At 66.5% G+C, this 21,805-nt stretch carries 20 protein-coding genes; 11 read left to right on the plus strand and 9 right to left on the minus strand.

All coding sequences use genetic code 11. From position 1 onward, the window contains the following. Positions 1-960, minus strand: coding sequence for a LysR family transcriptional regulator (locus tag G467_RS0110715; RefSeq protein ID WP_022969742.1), 960 nt, complete (start codon positions 958-960; stop codon positions 1-3). Positions 961-1,111: 151 nt separating this feature from the next. Here G467_RS0110715 and aceB point away from each other — a divergent pair, with 151 nt between their 5' ends. The 4 genes from aceB to G467_RS0110735 all read left to right on the plus strand — a co-directional run bounded on the left by aceB (position 1,112) and on the right by G467_RS0110735 (position 7,924). Further along, the gene (gene aceB, locus G467_RS0110720) at positions 1,112-2,716 is read left to right on the plus strand and encodes a malate synthase A (protein WP_022969743.1); all 1,605 of its coding nucleotides are present in this window, start codon (positions 1,112-1,114) and stop codon (positions 2,714-2,716) included. 70 nt (positions 2,717-2,786) lie between these two features. Beyond that, the gene (aceA, locus tag G467_RS0110725; protein ID WP_022969744.1) at positions 2,787-4,088 is read left to right on the plus strand and encodes an isocitrate lyase; all 1,302 of its coding nucleotides are present in this window, start codon (positions 2,787-2,789) and stop codon (positions 4,086-4,088) included. Between the two features lie 99 nt (positions 4,089-4,187). Beyond that, positions 4,188-5,198: a GGDEF domain-containing protein gene (locus G467_RS16390; RefSeq protein ID WP_022969745.1), complete on the plus strand. Its 1,011-nt coding sequence runs from the start codon at positions 4,188-4,190 to the stop codon at positions 5,196-5,198. A 146-nt stretch (positions 5,199-5,344) separates the two neighbouring features. Then, positions 5,345-7,924: a putative peptide modification system cyclase gene (locus tag G467_RS0110735; RefSeq protein WP_162140753.1), complete on the plus strand. Its 2,580-nt coding sequence runs from the start codon at positions 5,345-5,347 to the stop codon at positions 7,922-7,924. Here the strand turns inward: G467_RS0110735 and G467_RS16395 are convergent. Beyond that, complete coding sequence (locus G467_RS16395) at positions 7,914-8,216, minus strand: NHLP-related RiPP peptide (RefSeq protein WP_022969747.1); 303 nt, start codon at positions 8,214-8,216, stop codon at positions 7,914-7,916. The two genes, G467_RS0110735 and G467_RS16395, sit on opposite strands and share 11 nt — an antisense overlap. Before the next feature lie 151 nt (positions 8,217-8,367). Between G467_RS16395 and G467_RS16400 the strand changes: the two genes are divergently transcribed. Next, positions 8,368-9,609: a putative peptide maturation dehydrogenase gene (locus tag G467_RS16400; protein WP_022969748.1), complete on the plus strand. Its 1,242-nt coding sequence runs from the start codon at positions 8,368-8,370 to the stop codon at positions 9,607-9,609. A gap of 1 nt (position 9,610) precedes the next feature. Here the strand turns inward: G467_RS16400 and G467_RS0110750 are convergent, their stop codons facing one another. Then, positions 9,611-11,134, minus strand: a complete 1,524-nt coding sequence (locus tag G467_RS0110750; protein ID WP_022969749.1) for a YifB family Mg chelatase-like AAA ATPase — start codon at positions 11,132-11,134, stop codon at positions 9,611-9,613. A 14-nt stretch (positions 11,135-11,148) separates the two neighbouring features. Continuing rightward, positions 11,149-11,415: a ubiquinone biosynthesis accessory factor UbiK gene (gene ubiK / locus G467_RS0110755; RefSeq protein ID WP_022969750.1), complete on the minus strand. Its 267-nt coding sequence runs from the start codon at positions 11,413-11,415 to the stop codon at positions 11,149-11,151. 211 nt (positions 11,416-11,626) lie between these two features. On the opposite strand from ubiK, the gene G467_RS0110760 reads away from it, so the two are divergent. From G467_RS0110760 to G467_RS0110775, 4 genes are all read left to right on the plus strand, one after another. Then, positions 11,627-12,946: an ammonium transporter gene (locus G467_RS0110760; protein WP_022969751.1), complete on the plus strand. Its 1,320-nt coding sequence runs from the start codon at positions 11,627-11,629 to the stop codon at positions 12,944-12,946. 18 nt (positions 12,947-12,964) lie between these two features. After that, positions 12,965-13,303 carry a P-II family nitrogen regulator gene (gene glnK / locus G467_RS0110765; protein ID WP_022969752.1) on the plus strand — a complete coding sequence of 113 codons (339 nt, stop codon included), beginning with the start codon at positions 12,965-12,967 and terminating at the stop codon, positions 13,301-13,303. Positions 13,304-13,477: 174 nt separating this feature from the next. Beyond that, positions 13,478-13,789 carry a LysM peptidoglycan-binding domain-containing protein gene (locus G467_RS0110770; RefSeq protein WP_022969753.1) on the plus strand — a complete coding sequence of 104 codons (312 nt, stop codon included), beginning with the start codon at positions 13,478-13,480 and terminating at the stop codon, positions 13,787-13,789. Between the two features lie 46 nt (positions 13,790-13,835). Next, positions 13,836-14,324: a hypothetical protein gene (locus tag G467_RS0110775; RefSeq protein ID WP_022969754.1), complete on the plus strand. Its 489-nt coding sequence runs from the start codon at positions 13,836-13,838 to the stop codon at positions 14,322-14,324. A 69-nt stretch (positions 14,325-14,393) separates the two neighbouring features. On the opposite strand, the gene speE is transcribed toward G467_RS0110775, so the two are convergent. Beyond that, on the minus strand, positions 14,394-15,260 hold the full coding sequence (gene speE, locus G467_RS0110780) for a polyamine aminopropyltransferase (protein WP_022969755.1): 867 nt from the start codon (positions 15,258-15,260) through the stop codon (positions 14,394-14,396). Positions 15,261-15,426: 166 nt separating this feature from the next. Between speE and speA the strand changes: the two genes are divergently transcribed. Then, entirely contained in the window at positions 15,427-17,319 is a 1,893-nt protein-coding gene (gene speA / locus G467_RS0110785) for an arginine decarboxylase (protein WP_022969756.1), read from the plus strand. Positions 17,320-17,324: 5 nt separating this feature from the next. After that, positions 17,325-18,209, plus strand: a complete 885-nt coding sequence (locus G467_RS0110790; protein ID WP_281166674.1) for an NAD(P)-dependent oxidoreductase — start codon at positions 17,325-17,327, stop codon at positions 18,207-18,209. Between the two features lie 24 nt (positions 18,210-18,233). Here the strand turns inward: G467_RS0110790 and G467_RS0110795 are convergent, their stop codons facing one another. The 4 genes from G467_RS0110795 to argS form a co-directional block, all read right to left on the minus strand. Beyond that, positions 18,234-18,674, minus strand: coding sequence for a thioesterase family protein (locus G467_RS0110795; protein WP_022969758.1), 441 nt, complete (start codon positions 18,672-18,674; stop codon positions 18,234-18,236). A 52-nt stretch (positions 18,675-18,726) separates the two neighbouring features. Beyond that, entirely contained in the window at positions 18,727-19,101 is a 375-nt protein-coding gene (locus G467_RS0110800) for an STAS/SEC14 domain-containing protein (RefSeq protein WP_022969759.1), read from the minus strand. Between the two features lie 91 nt (positions 19,102-19,192). Continuing rightward, positions 19,193-19,855, minus strand: a complete 663-nt coding sequence (locus G467_RS0110805; RefSeq protein WP_022969760.1) for an SPOR domain-containing protein — start codon at positions 19,853-19,855, stop codon at positions 19,193-19,195. After that, complete coding sequence (gene argS / locus G467_RS0110810; RefSeq protein ID WP_022969761.1) at positions 19,855-21,618, minus strand: arginine--tRNA ligase; 1,764 nt, start codon at positions 21,616-21,618, stop codon at positions 19,855-19,857. The genes G467_RS0110805 and argS overlap by 1 nt, the downstream gene beginning before the upstream one ends. Positions 21,619-21,805: the final 187 nt, after the last annotated feature.

Below are 21,805 nucleotides of genomic sequence, written 5' to 3' on the forward strand. Positions count from 1 at the left end.
CTACCGGTCGGAATGGCCGGATTCGAAATAATCGGTGCGCTCGAACGCACCGGGTTTGACCAGATCGGCGAACGCACGCGCCTGCGGCGACAGGAACTTGCCCTTGCGCACGACCACGCCATAGCTGCGCGGCGGAAAATAGTCGCGCAGATTGCGCACTTCCAGGCGGTCGCGGTCGGCGTCGGTCAGACAGATGCCGGTGACGATGGAAATGCCCATGTCCATCGCGACGTATTGCTTGATGACTTCCCAGCCGCCCACTTCCAGTGCGACGGTGTAGGGCACGCGGCGCTGCTGGAACACCAGATCGACCAGGCGCCAGGTGGTGAGTCGTTTCGGTGGCAGGATCAGGCCGTAGGGCGAGAGATCCTCGAGCTGCAGCGTCGCTTTCGCCGCGAGCGGATGGCCCTTGGCCATGATCAGCATCGGATCGAAGGAATACACCGGCGCGTAGGACAGATCGGTCGGCACATCGAGCATCGAGCCAACCGCGAGGTCGACCGCATCCGAGCGCAGCAGGCTCAGGCCGTCCTTGCCGGTGACGTTGTGCAGGACCAGTTGCACCTTCGGATGCGATTCGCGGAATGCCTGCACCAGGCGCGGCAGCAGGTACAGGATCGTCGAGCTGCCGGCAGCGACATGCAGCTCGTCGCCTTCCAGGCCCTTGAGCTTGTTGCGGAATTCGCCTTCCAGCCCGTCCAGTCCCTCGACCAGCGGGCGTGCGAGTTCGTACAGCGCATTGCCTTCGCGGGTCAGGCTCAGGCGCCGGCCGATGCGTTCGAACAAGGCGGCGCCCAGGTCGCGCTCCAGTGCCTGCAACTGCAGGGTCACTGCGGGCTGGCTGAGGAACAGGGCCTCCGCCGCCCGGGACACCGAGCCGAGGCGGGCGACCTGGCAAAACGCGCGCAGGGGCTTGAGCCGATCGCCCTTGTAATAGAAGCGGGGCTTGGTCTCAGCCACCGGTCGCCGAAAACTGGAGTTTTCGCTCAGCCATAAGTACTTGGAAAGATTAGTTATACGATTTGCTTATACATTCCATTCAAATATTTGTTTTGTCAAATTCAAACGGCCGCTTTAGCTTGGAGTCCAGCCCCAAACCGACAAGCTCTCCATGGCCAGCGTGATGGCAACGCCCGTTTCCGGACTCACCTTGCACGGCCCGGCCCAGCCAGGTCAGGAAGACCTGCTTAGCCCGGCCGCGCTCGCCTTCCTGACCGAACTGCATCGCCGTTTCGAGCCGCTGCGCCAAGCGCGACTGGCCGCCCGGCGCGACCGTCAGGCGCGCTTCGATGCCGGCGAGCTGCCCGATTTCCGCGCCGACACCCGTGCGATCCGCGAGGGAGACTGGCAGGTCGCCGATTTGCCCAAGGCCCTGCTCGACCGCCGCGTCGAGATCACCGGTCCGGTCGAACCCAAGATGGTCATCAACGCGCTCAATTCCGGCGCGAAGGTGTATATGGCCGATTTCGAGGATTCGACGGCGCCGACCTGGGCGAACCTGCTGATCGGCCAGCGCGCGCTGCGCAAGGCGGTCGCCGGCACGCTCGACTGGATGGCGCCGGACGGCAGCAAACACTACGTGCTGAACCAGGAAAACCTGGCCGTGCTCATGGTGCGGCCGCGTGGCTGGCACCTCGACGAAAAGAATGTGCGCATCGACGGCGAGCGGCTGTCGGGCTCGCTGTTCGACCTGGGCCTGTTCGCGTTCCACAACGCGGCGGCGCTCGCGGCGAAGGATCTCGGTCCGTACTTCTATCTGCCCAAGCTGCAGAGCATGGAAGAAGCCGCGCTCTGGGACGAGGTGCTGGCCTTCATCGAAGTGCGCCTGGGTCTGCCGATCGGCCAGATGAAGGTCACCGTACTCATCGAGACCCTGCCCGCCGCGTTCGAGATGGACGAAATCCTGCACGCGCTGCGGGGCCGCATGGCCGGTCTGAACTGCGGCCGCTGGGACTACATCTTTTCCTACCTCAAGACCTTCCGGAAGCACCGCGATCGTGTGTTGCCCGAACGCAGCCAGGTGACGATGACGCAGCCGTTCCTCAAGGCGTATTCGGAGCTGCTGATCAAGACCTGTCACCGTCGCGGTGCGCTCGCGATGGGCGGCATGGCCGCGCAGATTCCGATCAGCGGCGACGACGAGGCCAATGAAAAGGCGCTGGCACGCGTGCGCGCCGACAAGCTGCGCGAAGTCAGCGCCGGCCACGACGGCACCTGGGTCGCACATCCGGCGCTGATTCCGGTCGCGCAGGAAATCTTCGACGCGCACATGCCGCGCGCCAACCAGCGTCACCTGCTGCGCGAGGACGTCGGTCCAAGCCGCGATGAACTGATCAAGCCCAGCGTCGGCACGATCACCCGCGCCGGTTTCGACAACAGTGTCGAGGTCTGCGTGCGCTACCTCGCTGCCTGGCTCGACGGCCAGGGCTGCGTGCCGATCCACTGGCTGATGGAAGACGCCGCGACCGCGGAAATTTCCCGCACGCAGCTGTGGCAGTGGCTGCACCACGGCGGCCTGCATCTGGACGACGGCACGCCCGTCGATTTCACCCTGTTCGATCGCGCGCTGCTCGCGCTGCCGTCCAAGCTGGCCGATCGCATGCGCCTGCCGGGCGGCTCGAAGATCAATGAAGCGATCGCGCTGCTCGACCAACTGACCGACAGCAGTGAGCTGGCGGAATTTCTGACGCTGGCGGCTTACGAAAAGATCCAGTGATTCCGGCTGTTTGTCGCCAGCAAGCTGGCTCCCACCTACACACGAATACCACGACCCCAAGGACACGACGATGAGCACGACCCTCAAGACCGCCGAGCAACTGAAGACCGAATGGGCCAGCGATCCGCGCTGGGCCGGCATCGAGCGCGGTTACACCGCCGAAGAGGTCGTCCGCCTGCGCGGTACCGTCGCCATCGACCATTCGCTCGCGCGACTGGGCGCCGAGAAGCTGTGGAAATACCTCGGCGAAAAACCCTTCGTGAACGCGCTCGGCGCGCTGACTGGCAACCAGGCGATGCAGCAGGTCAAGGCCGGCCTGAACGCGATCTACCTCTCGGGCTGGCAGGTCGCCGCCGATGCGAACGTCGCCGGCGAGATGTATCCCGACCAGTCGCTGTATCCGGCGAACTCGGTGCCGCTGGTGGTCAAGCGCATCAACAACACGCTGCTGCGCGCCGACCAGCTGCACCATGCCGAAGGCAATGACTCGATCGACTGGCTGCAGCCGATCGTCGCCGATGCCGAGGCCGGTTTCGGCGGCGTGCTCAATGCGTTCGAACTCATGAAGTCGATGATCGAAGCCGGCGCGGCGGGTGTGCATTTCGAGGACCAGCTCGCCTCGGTCAAGAAGTGCGGCCACATGGGCGGCAAGGTGCTGGTGCCGACGCAGGAAGCGGTGCAGAAGCTGATCGCCGCGCGTCTGGCCGCCGATACGATGGGCGTGCCGACCCTGGTCGTCGCGCGCACCGATGCCGAAGCCGCCGATCTGATCACCTCCGACATCGATCCGAACGACCAGCCCTTCATCACCGGCGAACGCACGGTGGAAGGCTTCTACAAGACCAAGCCGGGTATCGACCAGGCGATCTCGCGCGGCCTGGCGTACGCGCCGTACGCCGACCTCGTCTGGTGCGAGACCGGCAAGCCCGACCTGGCGTTCGCGCGCAAGTTCGCCGAAGCGATCCACGCGAAGTTCCCCGGCAAGATGCTCGCCTACAACTGCTCGCCGAGCTTCAACTGGAAGAAGAACCTCGACGACGCCACGATCGCCTCGTTCCAGAAGGAACTGGCCGCGATGGGCTACAAGTTCCAGTTCATCACTCTGGCCGGCTTCCACTCGCTGAACTACTCGATGTTCAACCTCGCCTACGGCTATGCGCGCAATCAGATGAGCGCGTTCGTCGAGCTGCAGGAAGCGGAGTTCGCTGCGGCTGAACGCGGATTCACCGCGGTCAAGCACCAGCGCGAGGTTGGCACCGGCTATTTCGACTCGGTGACCCAGACCATCCAGGGCGGCACCAGCTCGACCACGGCGCTCAAGGGCTCGACCGAGGAAGAGCAGTTCCACGGCCAACCGGTCAAGGCGGCCTGAGGGCAGTCTTCCAAAGCTTGAGGCAGTTCACAGCGGGGCGCTGGCCGCCCCGCTGTTTTTGGTTACACTCCGGGTCCAGGTCTTCCTCTAGCGACCCTCGTGGCCGATATCGATACGTATCCTTCCCGCGCGACGCTTGCCTCCCAGGACGCCCGTCTGCCTTCGGCGCTGACCGAAGACGAAAAGCAGGTGCTCGCCAGCACCGCGATCAGTCGCGCCGTATTGCCGGGACAGGAGCTGTTCCAGCGCGGCGACAACGCGCAGAGCATGTATCTCATCGATACCGGCGAAGTGCGCCTGAGTTTCGAGGACGGCCTGGCCGACAAGCTGCTCGGCCCGGGCCAGTATTTCGGCGAGCTGTCGGTATTCATCGGACATCACCAGCGCTTTGCGCGTGCCGTCGTGGAAACGGCTGGCGTGCTCTATGAAATCACCCAGGACGGTTTCGAGAAGCTGCTCGAACGCGAACCGGCCGTCGTCGCGCGCTTCATGCAGCGCAGCTTCGCGTATCTGGTCGCGGGCGAACATCAGCTGGTGCAGAGCCTGCGCCGGCGCAACGAAGACCTCATGCAGACGCTCGACACCCTGCGCCAGACGCGCAGCGAGCTGTCGGTCGCGCAGCAGCTCGTGCGCAGCGACGACCTGACCGGCTTGTCGAATCGCCGCGGCCTGTACCGTTACCTCGACGAAATCAGCCGGCATCCGCTGGTTGGCCACAAGCTGGCGTTGCTGCTGATCGACATCGACCACTTCAAGCGTATCAACGACCTCAGCGGTCACCTCGCCGGCGATTCCGCCCTGCGCGCGGTCGCCGAGGAAGTGCGTCGCCAGGCCAATGCCATGGATCTGCCCTGCCGGCTGGGTGGCGACGAGTTCGCCCTGGTCCTGCGCGTGGCCGACGAAGGCGACCTGGCCAACCGCGCCCTGGGCCTGATCGCCTCGGTTCGGGCCCTGCGCCTGCCCAGCCTGCGCGAGCACCGGGTCAGCGTCAGCGTCGGCGGCGCGTTCTGCGTTGATCCCGGCGGCTGGTCGTCCTGGTACAGCCGGGCCGATGCGGCGCTGTACGAGGCCAAGCGCAAGGGCGGCGACCATTGGCGGCTCGCCTCGTGAACCCCGGCGCCCCCGGCGTTGCCGACGTTAGTGGCCGTGACCTCGCCGACGCCGCGTTGTAGGCCTTATTGAAGCCGACTGACCTGCAGGCCATGGATACCCCAGCGAGCCTTCCCCCGCAAACGGCCGCTGCGTCGGTAACGCCGATGCTGCGCACCGTGTTGCTGGCCGACCTGGCCGACTCCACGCAGTTCGTCGAACGCCTCGGCGACGCGGCGGCGGCGGCACTGTGGCAGCGCCTGGACCTGCAGATCCGCGACTTGCTCGAATTCACCGGCGGCCGGCTCATCGACAAGGCCGACGGCCTGCTCGCGCTGTTCGAGCGACCGGTCCAGGCCGTGGATTTCGCCCTGCGCTACCAGCACGCCCTGCACGACGCGGCGGCCGAGCTGAAGATGGAGCTCAAGGCGCGCATCGGCATCCATGTCGGCGACGTCATGACCTGGGCCAATTCGCCGCAGGCCGTCGCTGCGGGCGCCAAGCCGCTGGAAGTCGAAGGTCTGGCCAAACCGGTCGCGGCGCGCCTGATGAATCTCGCCACGCCCGGCCAGATCCTGATGTCGGGCATGGCCCAGACCCTGGCCTATCGCGCCCAGGCGGAACTGGGCAGCGAGCGCGCGGCGAAACTGCGCTGGCTGGTGCATGGCCGCTATCGTTTCAAGGGCGTGCCCGCGCCGATGATCGTGCACGAGGTCGGCGAACCCGGCTTCTCGCCCTTGCGTCTGCCGCCGTCGGGCCAGAAGTCCTGGCGCGAAGTGCCGCTCTGGCGCCGTCCGCCGATGCTCGCACTGGAAGTGCTGTGCGTGCTGGGCGTGGTCGGCGGCACCTTGTACACGACCCTGCGCAGTCCGCCGGCCCTGGCTTTCCACGAACGCGATTGGGTCGTGGTCGGCGACATGAACAATTTCACCGACGATCCGCGCCTGGACGAATCGCTGGAAACGGCGCTGCGCGTGAGCCTGGAACAGTCGCGCTACGTGAACCTGGTATCGGACATCAAGGTGCGCGACGCGCTCACGCGCATGGGTCGCGATCCGCAGACGACGATCGATCGCGGTATCGGCAGCGAGATCGCCCTGCGCGAAGGCGCGCGCGCCCTGCTGTTGCCGTCGATCACCGAAGTCGGTGGGCAGCTGCGCGTGAACCTCGAGGTCGTCGATCCCAATACCCAGGTCACGGTCTACGCCGAATCCGCCGAAGGCCACGGGCAGGACTCGGCGCTGGCCTCGATCGACGAGGTCAACAGCGACCTGCGCGAAAAACTCGGCGAAGCGCTCGGCGACATCCGCGCCAACGGCAAGCCGCTGGCGCAGGTGACCACACCGGACATCGACGCGCTGCAGATGTATTCGCAGGCCAACGAAGCGGCGCGGCAGTCCAAGCTGCAGGAAGCCCGGCGTCTGCTCGATCTGGCCCTGGCCAAGGATCCGCAGTTCGCGCTCGCGTATTCGAGCCGCGCCAAACTGCATCTGGTCAACAGCGACTACGCGGCGGCAAAAGCCGATCTGGCGATGGCGCAGCGGTACCGCGCGCGCCTGAGCAACCGCGAGTCCCTGATTCTCGATGCGCGCGCCGCCGAGTCCGGCCCGCCTGAGTCGCTGCTCGAACACTGGAACACCTACGCGCGCATGTATCCGGACGCGTTCACCGCGTACCTGGAAGCGGCGAACGTGCAGGCGTATTCGCTGCAGCGCTACGAGGCGGCCCTGGCCAGCCTGCGTCCGGCGGTGAGCAGCCAGAATCCGCGGCAGGCGTCGACGATGTACCTCATCGGCAAGATGAATCTCGCGCTGGGCCGCTACAAGGACGCGCAGGTCGCGTTCGACAAGTACGAAAGCCTGGGCGGTCGCGGCTTTAATCGCGATCATGCCGACCTGTTCGCGGCGCAGCGCCGCTATGTCGATGCCGACGCCGTGCTGCACAAGCAGGATGCAACCGGCCTGGCCGGCGCCGATCTGGAAATGCGCCTGCCCGAAGCAACCTACCGGCTCGATCGTGGCGAGTGGCGCGCGGGTCTGGACGCGTTGGGCGCCTTGCAGAAACAAGCGCTGCAAAGTGCGCCGATGCTGGCGCGCGTGTACGCCGGCGCGGAACTGGGCCTGCGGGTCGAAGAAGGCGCGAGCGGCGTCCTGCCCGACGTGCAGCGCTTCATCGAGACCGAACGCCTGATCGCGCTGCAGACCGATCATCCCGAGCGCCAGCACGGCCTGTTCGCCGCCTTGTACGGCGCGTCCCTGGCCGCGCGCCTGGGTGATACCGCGACGGCGCGGCGGGTGCTCACGCAACTGCGTCAGCCGGCGCTGGACAGCGGCTATCCCGCGCTCGCCAACATGACACGAGTCGTCGATGCCGAGCTCGCGCTAAGCGAACATCAGCCCGAACGCGCGATCGCGGCCCTGGTGCCGACGCTGGACGGTAGCGAACTCAATCTGGTGCACGCGGTGCTGCTGCGCGCCTATCTGCAGGCGAAGTCGCCCGCGGATGCCGCGCGCGAGGCCGACTGGCTGGCGGACCATCGCGGTCGTGCGTTCGTGGAGTGGGGCAGCGAATACCTGCTGCAGCCGGTCAATGTCGTGCAGAGCTCGCTGGCTCTGCTGTCGGCCGCGGAGATCGCGCAGGCGCAGGGCGATGTCGCACTGGCGAAAACCCGGCGCGCGCAGTTCCTGCGCGCGTGGCCGCAACCGCCCGGCTTCGTCGCCGGGCGGCTGGCCAAACTCAAGCCTTAGATTGCGTCGCGCACAGGTCGAACACGGCCTGCGGTTTCGGCGGAGCGACCAGCGCGGCGTGGATGCGCGAGCGGCCCTGCTTGATCGTTTCCTTGTCGGCCAGGCCATGCAGGTTGTAGCAGCACAGGACCGGGTCGGCGCCGCGGACATCGCGGTCTTCTTCCGGCGTGACGTGGCCGACCTGACGCAAGGCCGCACGCGGATTCTTCTGGAACAGCGCTCGGAAATCGTCGTCGCTCGACAACTTGTCGAGCAAGGCGTCGACGACTTTGGGCGAGAGGTTGTTGCTCATCGGGGTCCCCTGTAGTGATGGATGCAGCCCGCCGAGCATAGCGCCGCGACCGGGAAGCACCAAACGGCGAAGGATGGGCCGGTTGGCCATCGGCACAGCGCGCCCCGATAATGCGACCGACACGCATGGCGTGCGGCCTGCCGGGAACCTCATGCTCATCCATCGCTGTCCCTATCTGTTCGTCGAGCGTCGTGAGGACGTCGCCTTCTCGCTGGACGACCTGCTCGGCGGCGGCAGCGGTGCGGTTACGCGCGGCCGCTGGGTCGCGCTGGCCGCGCCGCTGGCCGAGGAGCACGAACTCGACGGCGACGATCTGCGCCTGCTCGAAGCGGTCGGCTGCGAGGATCCGGTGCCGCGCGCCGAGCTCGAACGCGGGCATGCGCCCGAACGCATCGACCGCCTGCTCGCGGCCGGCCTGTTGCTGGGCGAGTCGGTGCCGCATCAGCGTCTGCGCGCGCGTGCGCGGCAGATGCAGGCTGCCGGCTGGTGGCCGCTCGCGGCCGCGATGCAGGCCTTCGGTCGCTGGCGCGGCGTCGATGTGCAGGAACATCCGCGCGAAACAATTGCCGACATGGTCGCTGCGCACGGCCCGGCCCCCGCCGAAACCCATGCGCGAGGCGATGTCGCGCACCGGCTGAGCTTGCCGCCACCGCGCAAGACGGCGCTCGACGATTTGCTCGCACGACGCGTGACATGCCGGAATTTCGCGGCGGACGGCGTGGTTCCGCTGGCGCAGCTCGCCGATCTGCTGCACCGGGTGTTCGGTGAGCAAGGCCGCCAGGAGCTCGCTCCGGGAGCGGTCGCGCTGAAGAAAAATAGTCCGTCTGGCGGCGGCCTGCATCCGGTCGAAGCGTATGTGCTGGCGCAGCGCGTCGAGGGGCTCGCGCCCGGGCTTTATCACTATCACGCGGTCGCGCATGCGTTGGAGCCCCTGTCTGCGGGGGACGTGGGGCCTGGCGACGGTGCGATGGCTGCGACGGATCCGAGTGGGTTGGATGCGGCGGATCCAAGTGGGTGGGACGCGACTCCTCCCGGCGGGTGGGCGAGCCTTGCCCTTCGGTTGGTGGCCGGCCAGACTTGGTTCGCCAACGCGCCGGTGCTGGTGCTGATGACGGCGCGCTTCGATCGCAATTTCTGGAAGTACCAGCGCCATGCCAAGGCCTGGAAAGTCGTGCAGCTCGACGCCGGCCATTTGTCGCAGAACCTCTACCTGACCGCGACCGAGATGGGCCACGGTGCCTTCGTCACCGGCGCGATCAATGACGAAGTCATCGAGCAGGTGCTGGGGCTGGATGGCGTGACCGAGGGTCCGGTGCTTATCAATGGCTTCGGCCCGCGCGCCGAGCAGATCGTCGTGGGCGAACTCGATCCCAACGGTCGTCTCGACGCTTGACTCAGTCGCCGCCGGTCGGTGACAGACCACGGTCGAGCTGCCGGTAGCCGATCGCTTCGGTCAGCTGCGTCGTCGTGATCGCGGCGCTGTCCTCGAGATCGGCGATCGTGCGCGCAACGCGCAAGATGCGTTGGGTCGCGCGCGCCGTGAGTTGCAGGACCTCCATCGCACGTTCGAGCAGGTTCTGGTCGTCGGCTGACAGACGGCAATGTCGTTCGACCTGCGCCTGCGAGAGCCGGGCATTGGTCGTGCCGTTGCGCTGCTGCTGCCGGTCGCGCGCGGCGAGCACGCGTGCACGCACGCTGGCCGTGGATTCTCCGCGTGGCGCGTCGGCGCGCATTTCGTGCGCAGCCAGGCGCGGGACGTTCAGTTGCAGGTCGATGCGGTCGAGCAGGGGGCCCGACAAGCGGCCGCGGTAGCGCTGCACGACATCCAGCGCACAGCGACAGCGGCCGGACGGATCGCCGGCCCAGCCGCAGGGGCAGGGATTCATCGCCGCGACGAGCTGGAACTGCGCGGGAAATTCGGCGGTGCCGGCCGCCCGGGAAATCGTGATCACGCCCGACTCCATCGGTTCGCGCAGCACGTCCAGCGTGCGCCGCGACCATTGGCTGAGCTCGTCGAGAAAAAGCACGCCGTGATGCGCGAGGGAGATTTCTCCGGGGCGCGGTTCTGCACCGCCGCCGACCAGGGCGACGCCGCTCGCGGTGTGATGCGGCGAGCGAAACCCGCGCACGCGCCAGCGCGCGAGATCCAGGCCGCGCCCGGACACCGAGGCGATCGCGGCGCTTTCCAGCGCCTCGGCTTCGCTGGGCTCGGGCAGCAGGCCCGGCAGTCGCGAGGCGAGCAAGGTCTTGCCGCAGCCTGGGGGTCCGATCAGCAACAGGTGGTGTGCGCCCGCCGCGGCGATTTCCAGTGCGCGCCGTGCCTGGAACTGACCGCGGACCTCGGCCAGATCGGGATACGCCGGCGTGAGCCAGGCCGCGGGATTGGTCTGTGCCAGCGGCAACGACTTCTGGCCATTGAGGTGCGCGACCACCTCGAGCAAGGTACGCGCGACATAAGTCTGCGCGCCGCTGGCGAGTGCGGCTTCCTCGCCGTTGCCGGCCGGAACGATCAGGGCACGACCGGCGCGCGCGGCGGCCAGCGCGGCCGGCAATACGCCGTCGACCATGCGCAGTTCGCCGGTCAGGGCCAGTTCGCCGAGCAGTTCGCAGCGGCCCAGGGCCTCGACGTTGACGTCGCCGCTCGCGGCGAGCAAGGCCAGGGCGATCGGCAGATCGAAGCGCCCGCCTTCCTTCGGCAGATCGGCCGGCGCGAGATTGATGATCATGCGCCGGTTCGGCATGTCCAGTTGCGAGCACTGGATCGCCGCGCGCACGCGATCGCGGCTTTCGCGCACGGCCGCTTCCGGCAGGCCGACGATCTGGATGATCGGCAAACCGGGCGACAGATACACCTCCACCCGCACCGGCGGCGCGTGCACGCCCGTGCGGGCGCGGCTATGCGCCAGCGCCAGGGACATCGGTGGCTCGCCGCTTAGTTGCTGGGGCTGTCTTGCGCGGCCAGCCGCGCTTCGAGCACGGCGAGCGTGCGCTCGAGCGCGTCGATCTTCTCGCGCGTGCGCAGCAGCACGGCACGCTGCACTTCGAATTCCTCGCGCGTGACCAGATCGAGTTTGCCCAGGCCGGCCTGCAGCGTGGCCTTCATGTTCTGCTCGAGATCGGCGCGCGCGTCTTTCAGTCCCGGCGGCACCAGACTGGTGAGGCGGCGGGCGAGGTCGTCGATGGTTTTGAGGTCGATCATGGGACGTTTCTCCGGTGGACGCCGGCAGTCTCGCCGCGTGATCGCCGGAACAACGTCGGCAGACGCCGATCCGGCCGGTAGGGCGTTGCCTACCTGTGTTCCCGCCGAAAAATCCGCCGCCGGCGAGGGGCCCATATCGAACCATGATCGGCGTGAGCAATCAATCGTTCGTCATCGCGCAACAGTCCGGTCATCTTTCCCGGAGGCTGCCATGAACCGACCTGCCCTGACCCGACTGGCCGCGCTGGCGGTCCTCGCCCTGCCTCTTCCGGCCTGGGCCGCCGCGCCAGCCGTGGCCGACACCGGCGACACTGCCTGGATGATCGTGGCGACCGTGCTCGTGCTGTTCATGACGATCCCGGGCCTGGCCCTGTTCTACGGCGGCATGGTGCGCACCAAGAACGTGCTGTCGGTACTGATGCAGTGTTTTGCGATCACCGGCCTGGTCAGCGTGCTCTGGGTTCTGTACGGCTACAGCCTGGTGTTCGACACGACCGGCATGGCCAAGGGCGTGGTCAACCTGCATTCGTTCGTCGGTGGATTGAACAAAGCCTTTCTCGCCGGGCTGACACCGGCCAGTCTGACGCTGACGATTCCCGAAAGCGTCTTCATCACCTTCCAGATGACCTTCGCGATCATCACGCCGGCGCTGATCGTCGGTGCGTTCGCCGAGCGCATGAAATTCTCCGCGATGCTGCTGTTCATGGGCCTGTGGTTCACCCTGGTGTATGCGCCGATCGCGCACATGGTCTGGAGCGGCGATGGCGGCCTGCTCTGGGACTGGGGCGTGCTCGACTTCGCGGGCGGCACCGTCGTGCACATCAACGCCGGTATCGCCGGTCTGGTCGCGGCGCTGGTGCTGGGCAAGCGCAAGGGCTATCCGAACACGGCGATGCCGCCGCATAACCTCGGCTACACCCTGGTCGGCGCGAGCATGCTGTGGGTCGGCTGGTTCGGGTTCAACGCCGGTTCGGCGGTTGCGGCGAACGGCACGGCCGGCATGGCCATGCTGGTCACGCAGGTCGCCACGGCGAGCGCGGCGCTGGGCTGGATGTTCATCGAGTGGCTGACGCATCGCAAACCCAGTGTGCTCGGCATCGCCTCGGGCGCGGTCGCGGGTCTGGTTGCGATCACTCCCGCCTCGGGCACCGCCGGCCCGGCCGGTGCGCTGGTCATCGGTCTGGCGGCGGGCGTGATCTGTTTCCTCAGCGCCACGTCGCTCAAGCGCGCCCTCGGCTACGACGATTCCCTCGACGTGTTCGGCGTGCATGCGGTTGGCGGCATCGTCGGCGCTTTGCTCACCGGCGTGTTCGCGGCGCCGGCGCTTGGCGGTTTCGGGTCGGTCACCGATGTCGCCGACCAGTTGTGGAAGCAGGCGCAGGGCGTCGGCTTCACCATCCTTTACACTGCCGTGGTCAGCCTCGTGCTGCTCAAGCTGATCGACTGGACGATCGGCTTGCGCGTGGCGCCGGACGAAGAGACCGAAGGTCTCGACCTGGCCCTGCACAACGAACGTGGCTACAACCTTTAAGCCTTCAGGAGCTGCCCAATGAAAATGGTCATGGCGATCATCAAGCCGTTCAAGCTCGACGATGTCCGCGAAGCCCTGAGCGAGGTCGGCGTCACCGGCGTCACCGTCACCGAGGTCAAGGGCTTTGGTCGGCAGAAAGGTCATACCGAGCTTTATCGCGGCGCGGAATATGTCGTGGACTTCCTGCCGAAGATCAAGCTCGAGGTTGCGGTGACGACCGACCAGCTCGATCGCGTCGTCGAGGCGATCCAGAACGCGGCCAATACCGGCAAGATCGGCGACGGCAAGATCTTCGTCTACGAGCTCGAGCGGGTCATGCGCATCCGGACCGGCGAGCTCGACGGCGACGCGCTCTGAGGGCCGGCGTCGGTTGCACCCGGAAAGCCCCGCGTTCGCGGGGCCTTCTTCTTGTTGCGCCGCCGCAAACCTGGCGACATGAACAGGTCGCGCGCAATTAGCAAAACCTTAATTCGCCGGTGAAAAATACCCGCTAAGGTGGCCCTCGGACCCCATCGTCCGGGAGACCCCGCCATGACCACGCCCCCGAAGAAACCCGATTTTTCGAACGTCCAGAGCACCGTCACCAGCACCGAACAGGCGAAAGCTGATTTCAGCAATGTGCGCACCACCGTCACGTCGACCGAACAGCCGCTCGAAGGCGGCGGCAGTACCGGCGAGCGCACCTACACCGTGGTCAAGGGCGACACGCTGTCGCACATCGCCAAGGAGTTCTACGGCAAGGCGAGCAAATGGCACGCCATCTTCGAGGCCAATCGCGACCAGCTCGATGATCCTGACAAGATCAAGCCCGGTCAGGTGCTGAAGATTCCGTCGGCCGAGTAAGCCGCGTCGCGTCGATGATCTCGTTCCCGAATTCCAGGAGAAACCCATGAATCGCAATCTCAGCCGCACCCTGTTTGTCTCGGTACTGGCCGGTACGATGATGCTTTCGGCATGCAAGAAGGCCGAAGCCCCGCCGCCGCCCCCGCCGCCGCCGGCCCCGATGGAGCCCGCACCGCCACCGCCGCCCGTCGCGCCCACCGTATCGGTGGTGAGCGTCGATCTCGGCAGTTCGGTTGGCGCCGACGGCAAGATCGCTGCTTCGGGCACGACCTTCGCCCCGAAGGACACGATCACTGCCTCGGTCGCCACCACTACCAGCGATCCGGCTGCCACCGTCGCCGGCACGCTTAACGCCAAGTGGACGTATCAGGATGGTCAGGTCGTCAGCGAAGAGCCCAAGTCCTTCAGCTTCGCTGGACCGGGCGTGACCAACTTCCAGATCAGCAAGCCCGATGGCTGGCCGGCCGGCAAGTACAAGGTCGAGATCTCGCTCGACGGCACGGTCGTGCAGAGCAAGGATTTCGAAGTCAAATAATGCTGCTGCACGCGCAAGAAAAAGGGCGCGGAGAAATCCGCGCCCTTCTTTGTTTACGATGATCGCGGCTCAGTCGCCCAGCGCTTCCTGCATCAAGCCCGGCATCGCCAGCGCGCCGCGATGCACGCCGGCGTTGTAGTAGCGGCAGCCGAACTTGCTCGCGGCGGCCGCGGCATCTTCCTCGCGGAAGGCGGTGAGATCGCGCGCGGTCTTGCTGGCGATCGTGCCGCTCCACCAGCCGGTCGGATAGCAGGGCTGCGGAAACGGCAGCGTGCGGAAACTCTGGAAACCGGCGTCGCGCATCGCACCGCGCATGTCCTGGATCAGGTGCATCAGCGCCAGCGGTGATTCGCTCTGCTGCACCAGCAGACCGTCGGGGCGCAGAGCCTTGAGGCAGTTCTCGTAGAAGGCGCGATTGAACAGACCTTCAGCCGGACCGACCGGATCGGTCGAGTCGACGATGATCACGTCGATCGAGCCGGGCGCGGCATTGGCCATGTAGGCGATGCCGTCGTCGAACATCACGGTCGCGCGCGAATCGTTGTTGGACTCGCACAGTTCCGGGAAGTACAGCTCGGCCATGCGCGTGACCTGTTCATCGATGTCGCATTGAACCGCCGTGCGCACGCCCGGATGGCGCAGCACTTCGCGCAGGGTGCCGCAATCGCCGCCGCCGATGATGACCACGTGCTTGGGATCGGGGTGGGTGAACAGCGGCGCGTGCGCCATCATCTCGTGATAGAAGAAGTTGTCGCGCGTGGTCACCATCATCGCGCCGTCGATGAGCATCACATTGCCCCAGTCGCGGCTTTCGTAGATCTCGATCTTCTGGAACGGCGACTGCACCTCGTCGAGTTTGCGCGTGATGCGCAGGCCGAAGGCCGAGCCGGTGTGATCGAAGTTCTCGTACAGCCAATTCTGTGAACTGTTTTCCATGTGCGGCTCCCGAAAGTGGCTGGCAAGGCCGCCATTCTACCCGCGCTCCGGCGCACGGGTCTTTGCGAGCGACCCGCTGCCCGCCTGGCCGGTCTCTCCACCTGAAGCCCCGGGCGGCAAGGGCGTTACAATTGCGCCTCGTTCGCCACGCTCAGGATTGCCGCCGATGCCCGCCTGGTCCCTCGACCGCGCCCGCCACACCTATTCCATCCCCTACTGGGCCGATGGTTATTTCGACGTCGACGCGTCGGGTCGCATGTGCGCGTTGCCGCACGGTGCCGAGGGCGCGGCCTTGCCGCTGCCGGATATCCTCGACCTGGCCACCGCGGCCGGTCTGAAGCTGCCCTTGTTGCTGCGTTTCTCCGACATCCTCGGCGACCGGCTGCGCAAGATGCAGGCGGCCTTCCACAAGGCGATGACCGAACTGAACTACACCGGCGGCTACACCGCCGTGTACCCGATCAAGGTCAACCAGCACTACGGCGTGGCTGGCGAGCTCGCCGCGCAAGGCGGCGAAGGCTTCGGTCTGGAGGCGGGCTCCAAGCCCGAGCTCATGGCGGTGCTCGGGCTGGCCAAGCCCGGCTCGGTCGTCGTATGCAACGGCTACAAGGATCGCGAGTTCATTCGTCTGGCCCTGATCGCGCGCAAGCTCGGTCTGCAGACTTTCCTGGTCGTCGAAAAACCCTCGGAGCTGGCGATCATCCTCGAAGAGTCCAAGGCGCTCGGCGTGCAGCCGGGCCTGGGCGTGCGCATGCGCCTGGCCTCACTCGGTGCCGGCAAGTGGCAGAACAGCGGCGGCGACAAGGCCAAATTCGGACTGTCGCCGCGCCAGGTGCTCGACCTGGTCGAAAAACTGCGCGCTGCCGACATGCTCGATGCGCTGCAGCTGCTGCATTTCCACATGGGCTCGCAGATCTCCAATGTGCGCGACATCGCCAATGGCATGCGCGAAGCGGTGCGCTATTTCGTCGAACTGTCCAAGCTCGGCTGCGGCATCCGCTACATGGATTCCGGTGGCGGCCTGGGCGTGGACTACGAAGGCACGCGTTCGCGCGGGTACTGCTCGATCAACTACGGCCTCGACCAGTTCGCGCACACGCTCGTGCAGCCGCTGGCCGAAGCCTGCGCCGAATTCAACTTGCCGCCGCCGCGCATGATCACCGAAGCCGGCCGCGCGATGACCGCGCACCATGCGGTGATGGTGGTGAACGTGTCGGAAGTCGAGCGGGCGCCGGAGGGCGCCGTGCCCGCGCCGCAGTCGGGCGAGCCGGCGGTTCTGCGCCATCTGCGCGAGACGCATGCGGACCTGGACAAGCGTCCGGCGCTGGAGCTGTATCTGGAGGCGCAGCACGCGCTCGCCGAAGGCCAGGCGCTGTACGCGCTCGGCCAGTTGTCGCTGGCGCAGCGCGCGCAGCTCGACGATCTTTTCTACGCCATCGCGCACGGCGTGCGCGCGCGCCTGACCGGTGAGGAAAAGAGTCATCGCGACGTGCTCGACGAGCTCAACGAACGCCTCGTCGACAAGTATTTCGTGAATTTCTCGGTGTTCGAATCGATCCCGGACGTCTGGGCGATCGATCAGGTGTTTCCGATCGTGCCGATCGCGCGTCTGGACGAGGTGCCGGATCGTCGCGGCGTGATCGCCGACCTGACCTGCGATTCCGATGGCCGCATCGATACGTATGTCGAATCCGAAGCCCTGGATTCCTCGCTGCCGATGCACAGCCTGCGCCGCGGCGAAAGCTACCGCCTCGGCATCTTCCTGGTTGGCGCGTACCAGGAAACCCTGGGCGACATCCACAACCTGTTCGGCGACACCGACACCGCGAACGTACGCATGAATGCCGACGGCAGCTACACCCTGCTGCGTCAGCGCAAGGGCGACACGACCGACGTCATGCTCGATTACGTCGGCTATGCGCTCGACGATCTGCGCGCGGCGTATCGCGCCAAGGTCGAGGCGGCGCAGCTGCCGGCGGCCGAATCGGCCGCGATGCTCGCCGCGCTCGAAGCGGGGCTGACCGGTTACACCTACCTGCACGAAACGCCGCACGAATAGGCGCCATCAACCGGCCACTCTCAGAGACAGACACCATGCATGTCGGATTTATCGGGTTGGGCGCCATGGGCCATTCCATGGCCGGTCATTTGCACGCGCGAGGACTGCTGTCCGTGGTCGGCAATCGCAGCGTGGCGCGCGCGCAGGCGTTTGCCGAAACCACAGGCGTGCGCGCGGCCAGCACGGCGGCCGACTTCGCCGAGTGCGACGCCGTCATGCTTTGCGTGTCTGCCGACGCCGATGTGCTCGAGAACGTGCGTGCGCTCGCTGGCGTGCTCCGACCCGGTAGTGTGGTCGTCGATCATTCCACCGTTTCGGCCGATACTGCCAAGCAGGCTGCCGCATGGCTGCACGATCACGGCATCGGCTTTCTCGATGCGCCGGTGTCGGGCGGCGTCGAAGGCGCGCGCAACGGCAAGCTGTCGATCATGGTCGGCGGCGACGCCGCCGATCTCGACAAGGCACGTCCCGCGCTGGAAGCTTATGCGCTGCGCATCACGCATATGGGGCCGAGCGGCGCCGGGCAAGCCACGAAGGCGGTGAACCAGGTGCTGGTCGCGGGCATCGCACAGGCCGTGTGCGAAGGCCTCGCGCTCGGCGAAAAGCTTGGCCTCGCGCCGGAGCTGCTGGTGCCCACGCTCGCCGCCGGCGCGGCTGGCAACTGGTTTCTCGACAAGCGTGGCGCGACCATGCTCGCCAGCAACTTCGCGCCGGGATTCAAGTCCGCGCTGTTGCACAAGGATCTCAAGATCGTGCGCGAGATGGCGGCGCAGGCCGGCATCCGCGCCACGGTCATCGACCAGTCGCTGGCCGACTATGGCGAATTGATGCAGCAGGGCTTCGGCGAGGAAGACACGTCGGCCCTGATCCGTCTCAAGCGCGGAAACTGAGCCCGCCGGTCCGCGCGGAAAAGCTCAGACGCTCGAGGGCAGCGCGACGAAATCGTCGGTGCGCGGCAGCAGGCGCATCGCCGCGAGCAAGGCCTCGGGTGGCACGATGAGCTTGCGCGCGGCCAGGTCCAGCCAACCGCCGGTGCTGATCACGCGTGCACTGGGCTTGCCGTCGGCGCGGGTGAATTCGTTGCACAGGCGAAAGCGCGACCCGTCCTCGGACAGGCCGGCGAGGCTCAGGCCGACCTCGATGGTCTCGAGCAGATTGACCTCGCGGAAATAGTCGACTTCGTCCTTGCGCACCACCGGACCGATGCGCCGGCGCGCGAACTCCTGCGCCGAAAAACCGTGTGCGGCGAAAAACAGCATGCGCGAGTCGGCCGACTTGTCGAGGTAGGCGGTATTGCGCATGTGCGAATTGAAATCCATGTCGCCCCAGCCGGCGATCATCGTTTGCGTGAACATGTCCTGCCCTCCGTGGTGGCATCGGTCCAGCGGCCGGATGACCGGCGCGCTCTCAGGTTCGCAGCCAGTCCAGCGCTTGATTCATGTCGGTGAAATGGCGGATGTTGCTCGCGCCCTTGCTGAGCGTGCGCACTTCGTAGAAGAAAAAATCCTCGCGCCGCGGCGAGTCGGCATTGAACACAATCGCCACCCGCATCGTGCGTGCGACGCCTTGCTCGGCATTGATGCGCGGCAGGTCGAAGATGTCTTCCGACGACAGCGACGGCAGCATGTTGCGATGGTCGACCAGAAAGCGCGTGGCGCCGTGCTGCGCGCCCGCCGCCATGCCTTCGGCTGCCATGCGCGTGATCTGTTCCATGTCCATGGTGCCGGACGTGGTCAGGCGCAGGATGCCGTCTTCCGGCAGGAAATCGATGTCCCAGCCCATGCGCTGACTCTCCCCTCGGCATGCCCCGCGACGCCGATGCGCGCTTCGATCCTACGGAGGCGCGGATGGCGGTGCCAGTGCCGCGCGGCGCTTACTTGGCGCGGATCGGCAGGGCGCCGGTGATACCGTGGTTGTTGAGCGCCTGCTTGGCTGCGGCGAGACCGCCGGCGGTCGGATACGGACCCATGCGCACGCGGTAGACGGTGTTGCCGTTGATCTCCGCGGTTTCCACGCGGGCGACTTCGCCGGTCAACGCGATCTTCGCTTTCAGGGCTTCGGCTTCGTCGACGCTGCGGAACGCGCCGGCTTGCAGCAGGTAGCGCGCGCCATCGGCATTCGCGGCGACGGCGGGCGTCGTCGTTGGCGGCGATGGCTGGTCGGGATGGCCGGTTTCCGAGGCGGGGTTCGCCGGCGTGGGCGTCGGCTTCAGGGCCTCGGCGCGCGCCTGCTCAGCGAGTTCGGCGTCGGGAATGACGACTTCCTTACCCGGCAGGATCTCGAAGAACTCGAACTTGGGCTTGGGCTTGACCGGCGTTTCCGGCACAACCGGCTCGGCGCCCTCGGACGTCCGCGGCGCCTGCGCCTGCGGGTTGGGCTGCGGCAGGTCGCTGCCACCCTGCGCCCATTTGTCCTTGAGGAAGAGATAGCCAAAGGCGAGGGCACCGATCAGCAGGCCGACCAGCAGCCACATCCAGCCGGGAATACCGTTGCCGCCGTTGCGGCGCGCCTGGTTCTTGGAACGTTTTGCAGCCATTACATGCTCTCCGGAGCCGATACGCCGAGCAGGGCCAGGCCATTGGCCAGCACCTGCTGCGTAGCCTTGCACAGCCCGAGGCGCGCGTGTCGCACTTCCTCTTCGGCAGTCAGGATCGGTTGCGAGTTGTAGAACGCGTGGAAGGCCGCGGCCAGCTCACGCAGGTAGTTGGCGAGGATCTGCGGACCGCGGTTGCCGGCGGCCGATTCGATGATTTCCGGGAAACGCATGAGCTCGCCGATCAACTCGTCCTCGTGCGTCTCGGTCAGGCGCGCGCGCGCCGACAGCGCCGCGCTGTCGTTGTAAGCCAGGCTCTTTTCCTTGAGCTGGCGGAACAGGCTGGCGATGCGCGCATGCGCGTACTGGATGTAATAGACCGGGTTGTCGTTGGAGCGGCTCTTGGCCAGTTCCAGGTCGAAGTCCAGGTGCTGGTCGTTGCCGCGCATGACGTAGAAAAAGCGCGCGGCATCGGTGCCGACTTCCTCGCGCAACTCGCGCAGCGTCACGAAGCTGCCGGCGCGCGTGGACATCTGCACGCGTTCGGCGCCGCGGAACAGGATCGCGAACTGCACCAGCTGCACTTCGATCTTGCCCGCATCCAGACCCAGACCCTGCGCGGCGGCCTTCAGGCGCGCGATGTAGCCATGGTGATCGGCGCCGAGGATGTAGAGCGCGCGTTCGAAGCCGCGTTCGAACTTCGACAGCAGATAGCCCAGGTCGGACGCGAAATACGTCGTGACGCCGTTCTCGCGCACGACCACGCGGTCCTTGTCGTCGCCGAAAGTGGTCGCGCGGAACCAGGTGGCGCCGCCGTCTTCGTACAGGTGGCCGTTCTCGCGCAGTGTGGCGATCGCGCGCTGCATGTAGCCGTCGGTCGCGAGCGAGCGTTCGGAGAAGAAATTGTCGTGGATCACGCCGAACCCGGCGAGATCGTTGCGGATATCGGCCAGGCACCAGTCGAGGCCGGCGTTGAACACCACGCGGTAGTCCGCATCGCCGAGCAGTTGTTTGGCGCGCGCGATCAGCGCGTCGACATGCAGTTCCTTGTCGCCGCCCTGGGTTTCGTCGGCAGGCAGGCCGTCGGTGATCTCGATCGCGCTGTGGCGCAGACGATCGCCCTCGCGGGCGCGCAAGCCGCGCGCGATATCGGTGACGTAGTCGCCCTTGTAGCCGTTGTCGGGGAAGCGCACGTTGACGCCGCCGAGCTCGTGATAGCGCAGCCACACCGACACCGCGAGGATATCCATCTGGCGACCGGCGTCGTTGACGTAGTACTCGCGCTGGACCTTGTGGCCGGCGGCTTCAAGCAGGTTGGCAACGGACGCGCCGTAGGCGGCGCCGCGGCCATGACCGACGTGCAGCGGGCCGTTGGGATTGGCCGAGACGAATTCGACGGTGATCGATTCGCGCGATTCGGACAGCTGGCGGCCGTATTCGGCGCCGAGTTCGAACACGCGGCGGATCGTCGCCAGGCGGCAGGGCGTGGAAATCGTGAAATTGATGAAGCCCGGGCCGGCGATCGCGACCTTGGAGACGTGCTGCGATTCGCCGAACGTCGCCACCAGGGCCTCGGCCAGCTCGCGCGGCTTCATGCCAGCGGCCTTCGCCAGCAGCAGGGCGATATTGGTCGCGTAGTCGCCGTGTTCGCGCGATTTGGTCCGCTCGATCACGTAGTCCGGGGTCGGCAGGTCCTGGGGCAGGCGGCCGTGGCGGCGGAGATCGAGCAGGGCCTGGGCCACCAGTTCGCGCAGATGTTCTTTCACGGGGAAGCTTCGTCGGGGTGAGCCGACTATTGTAGCGCGGCGGGGCCGGAGCGACGGGCGGGCGGCCCCTTGTCATGCGCGCGTCACGAAGCCCGGTCAACATCGCGCCCCGGAAAAGAGGCATTTCGAACGGTCGACGTCATAGGTCGGCTCGGGGCAACCGCCGATCTCGGAGCGATTCCGGCGG

This window comes from Arenimonas oryziterrae DSM 21050 = YC6267 (genome assembly GCF_000420545.1).
Classification (GTDB): Bacteria; Pseudomonadota; Gammaproteobacteria; order Xanthomonadales; family Xanthomonadaceae; genus Arenimonas; species Arenimonas oryziterrae.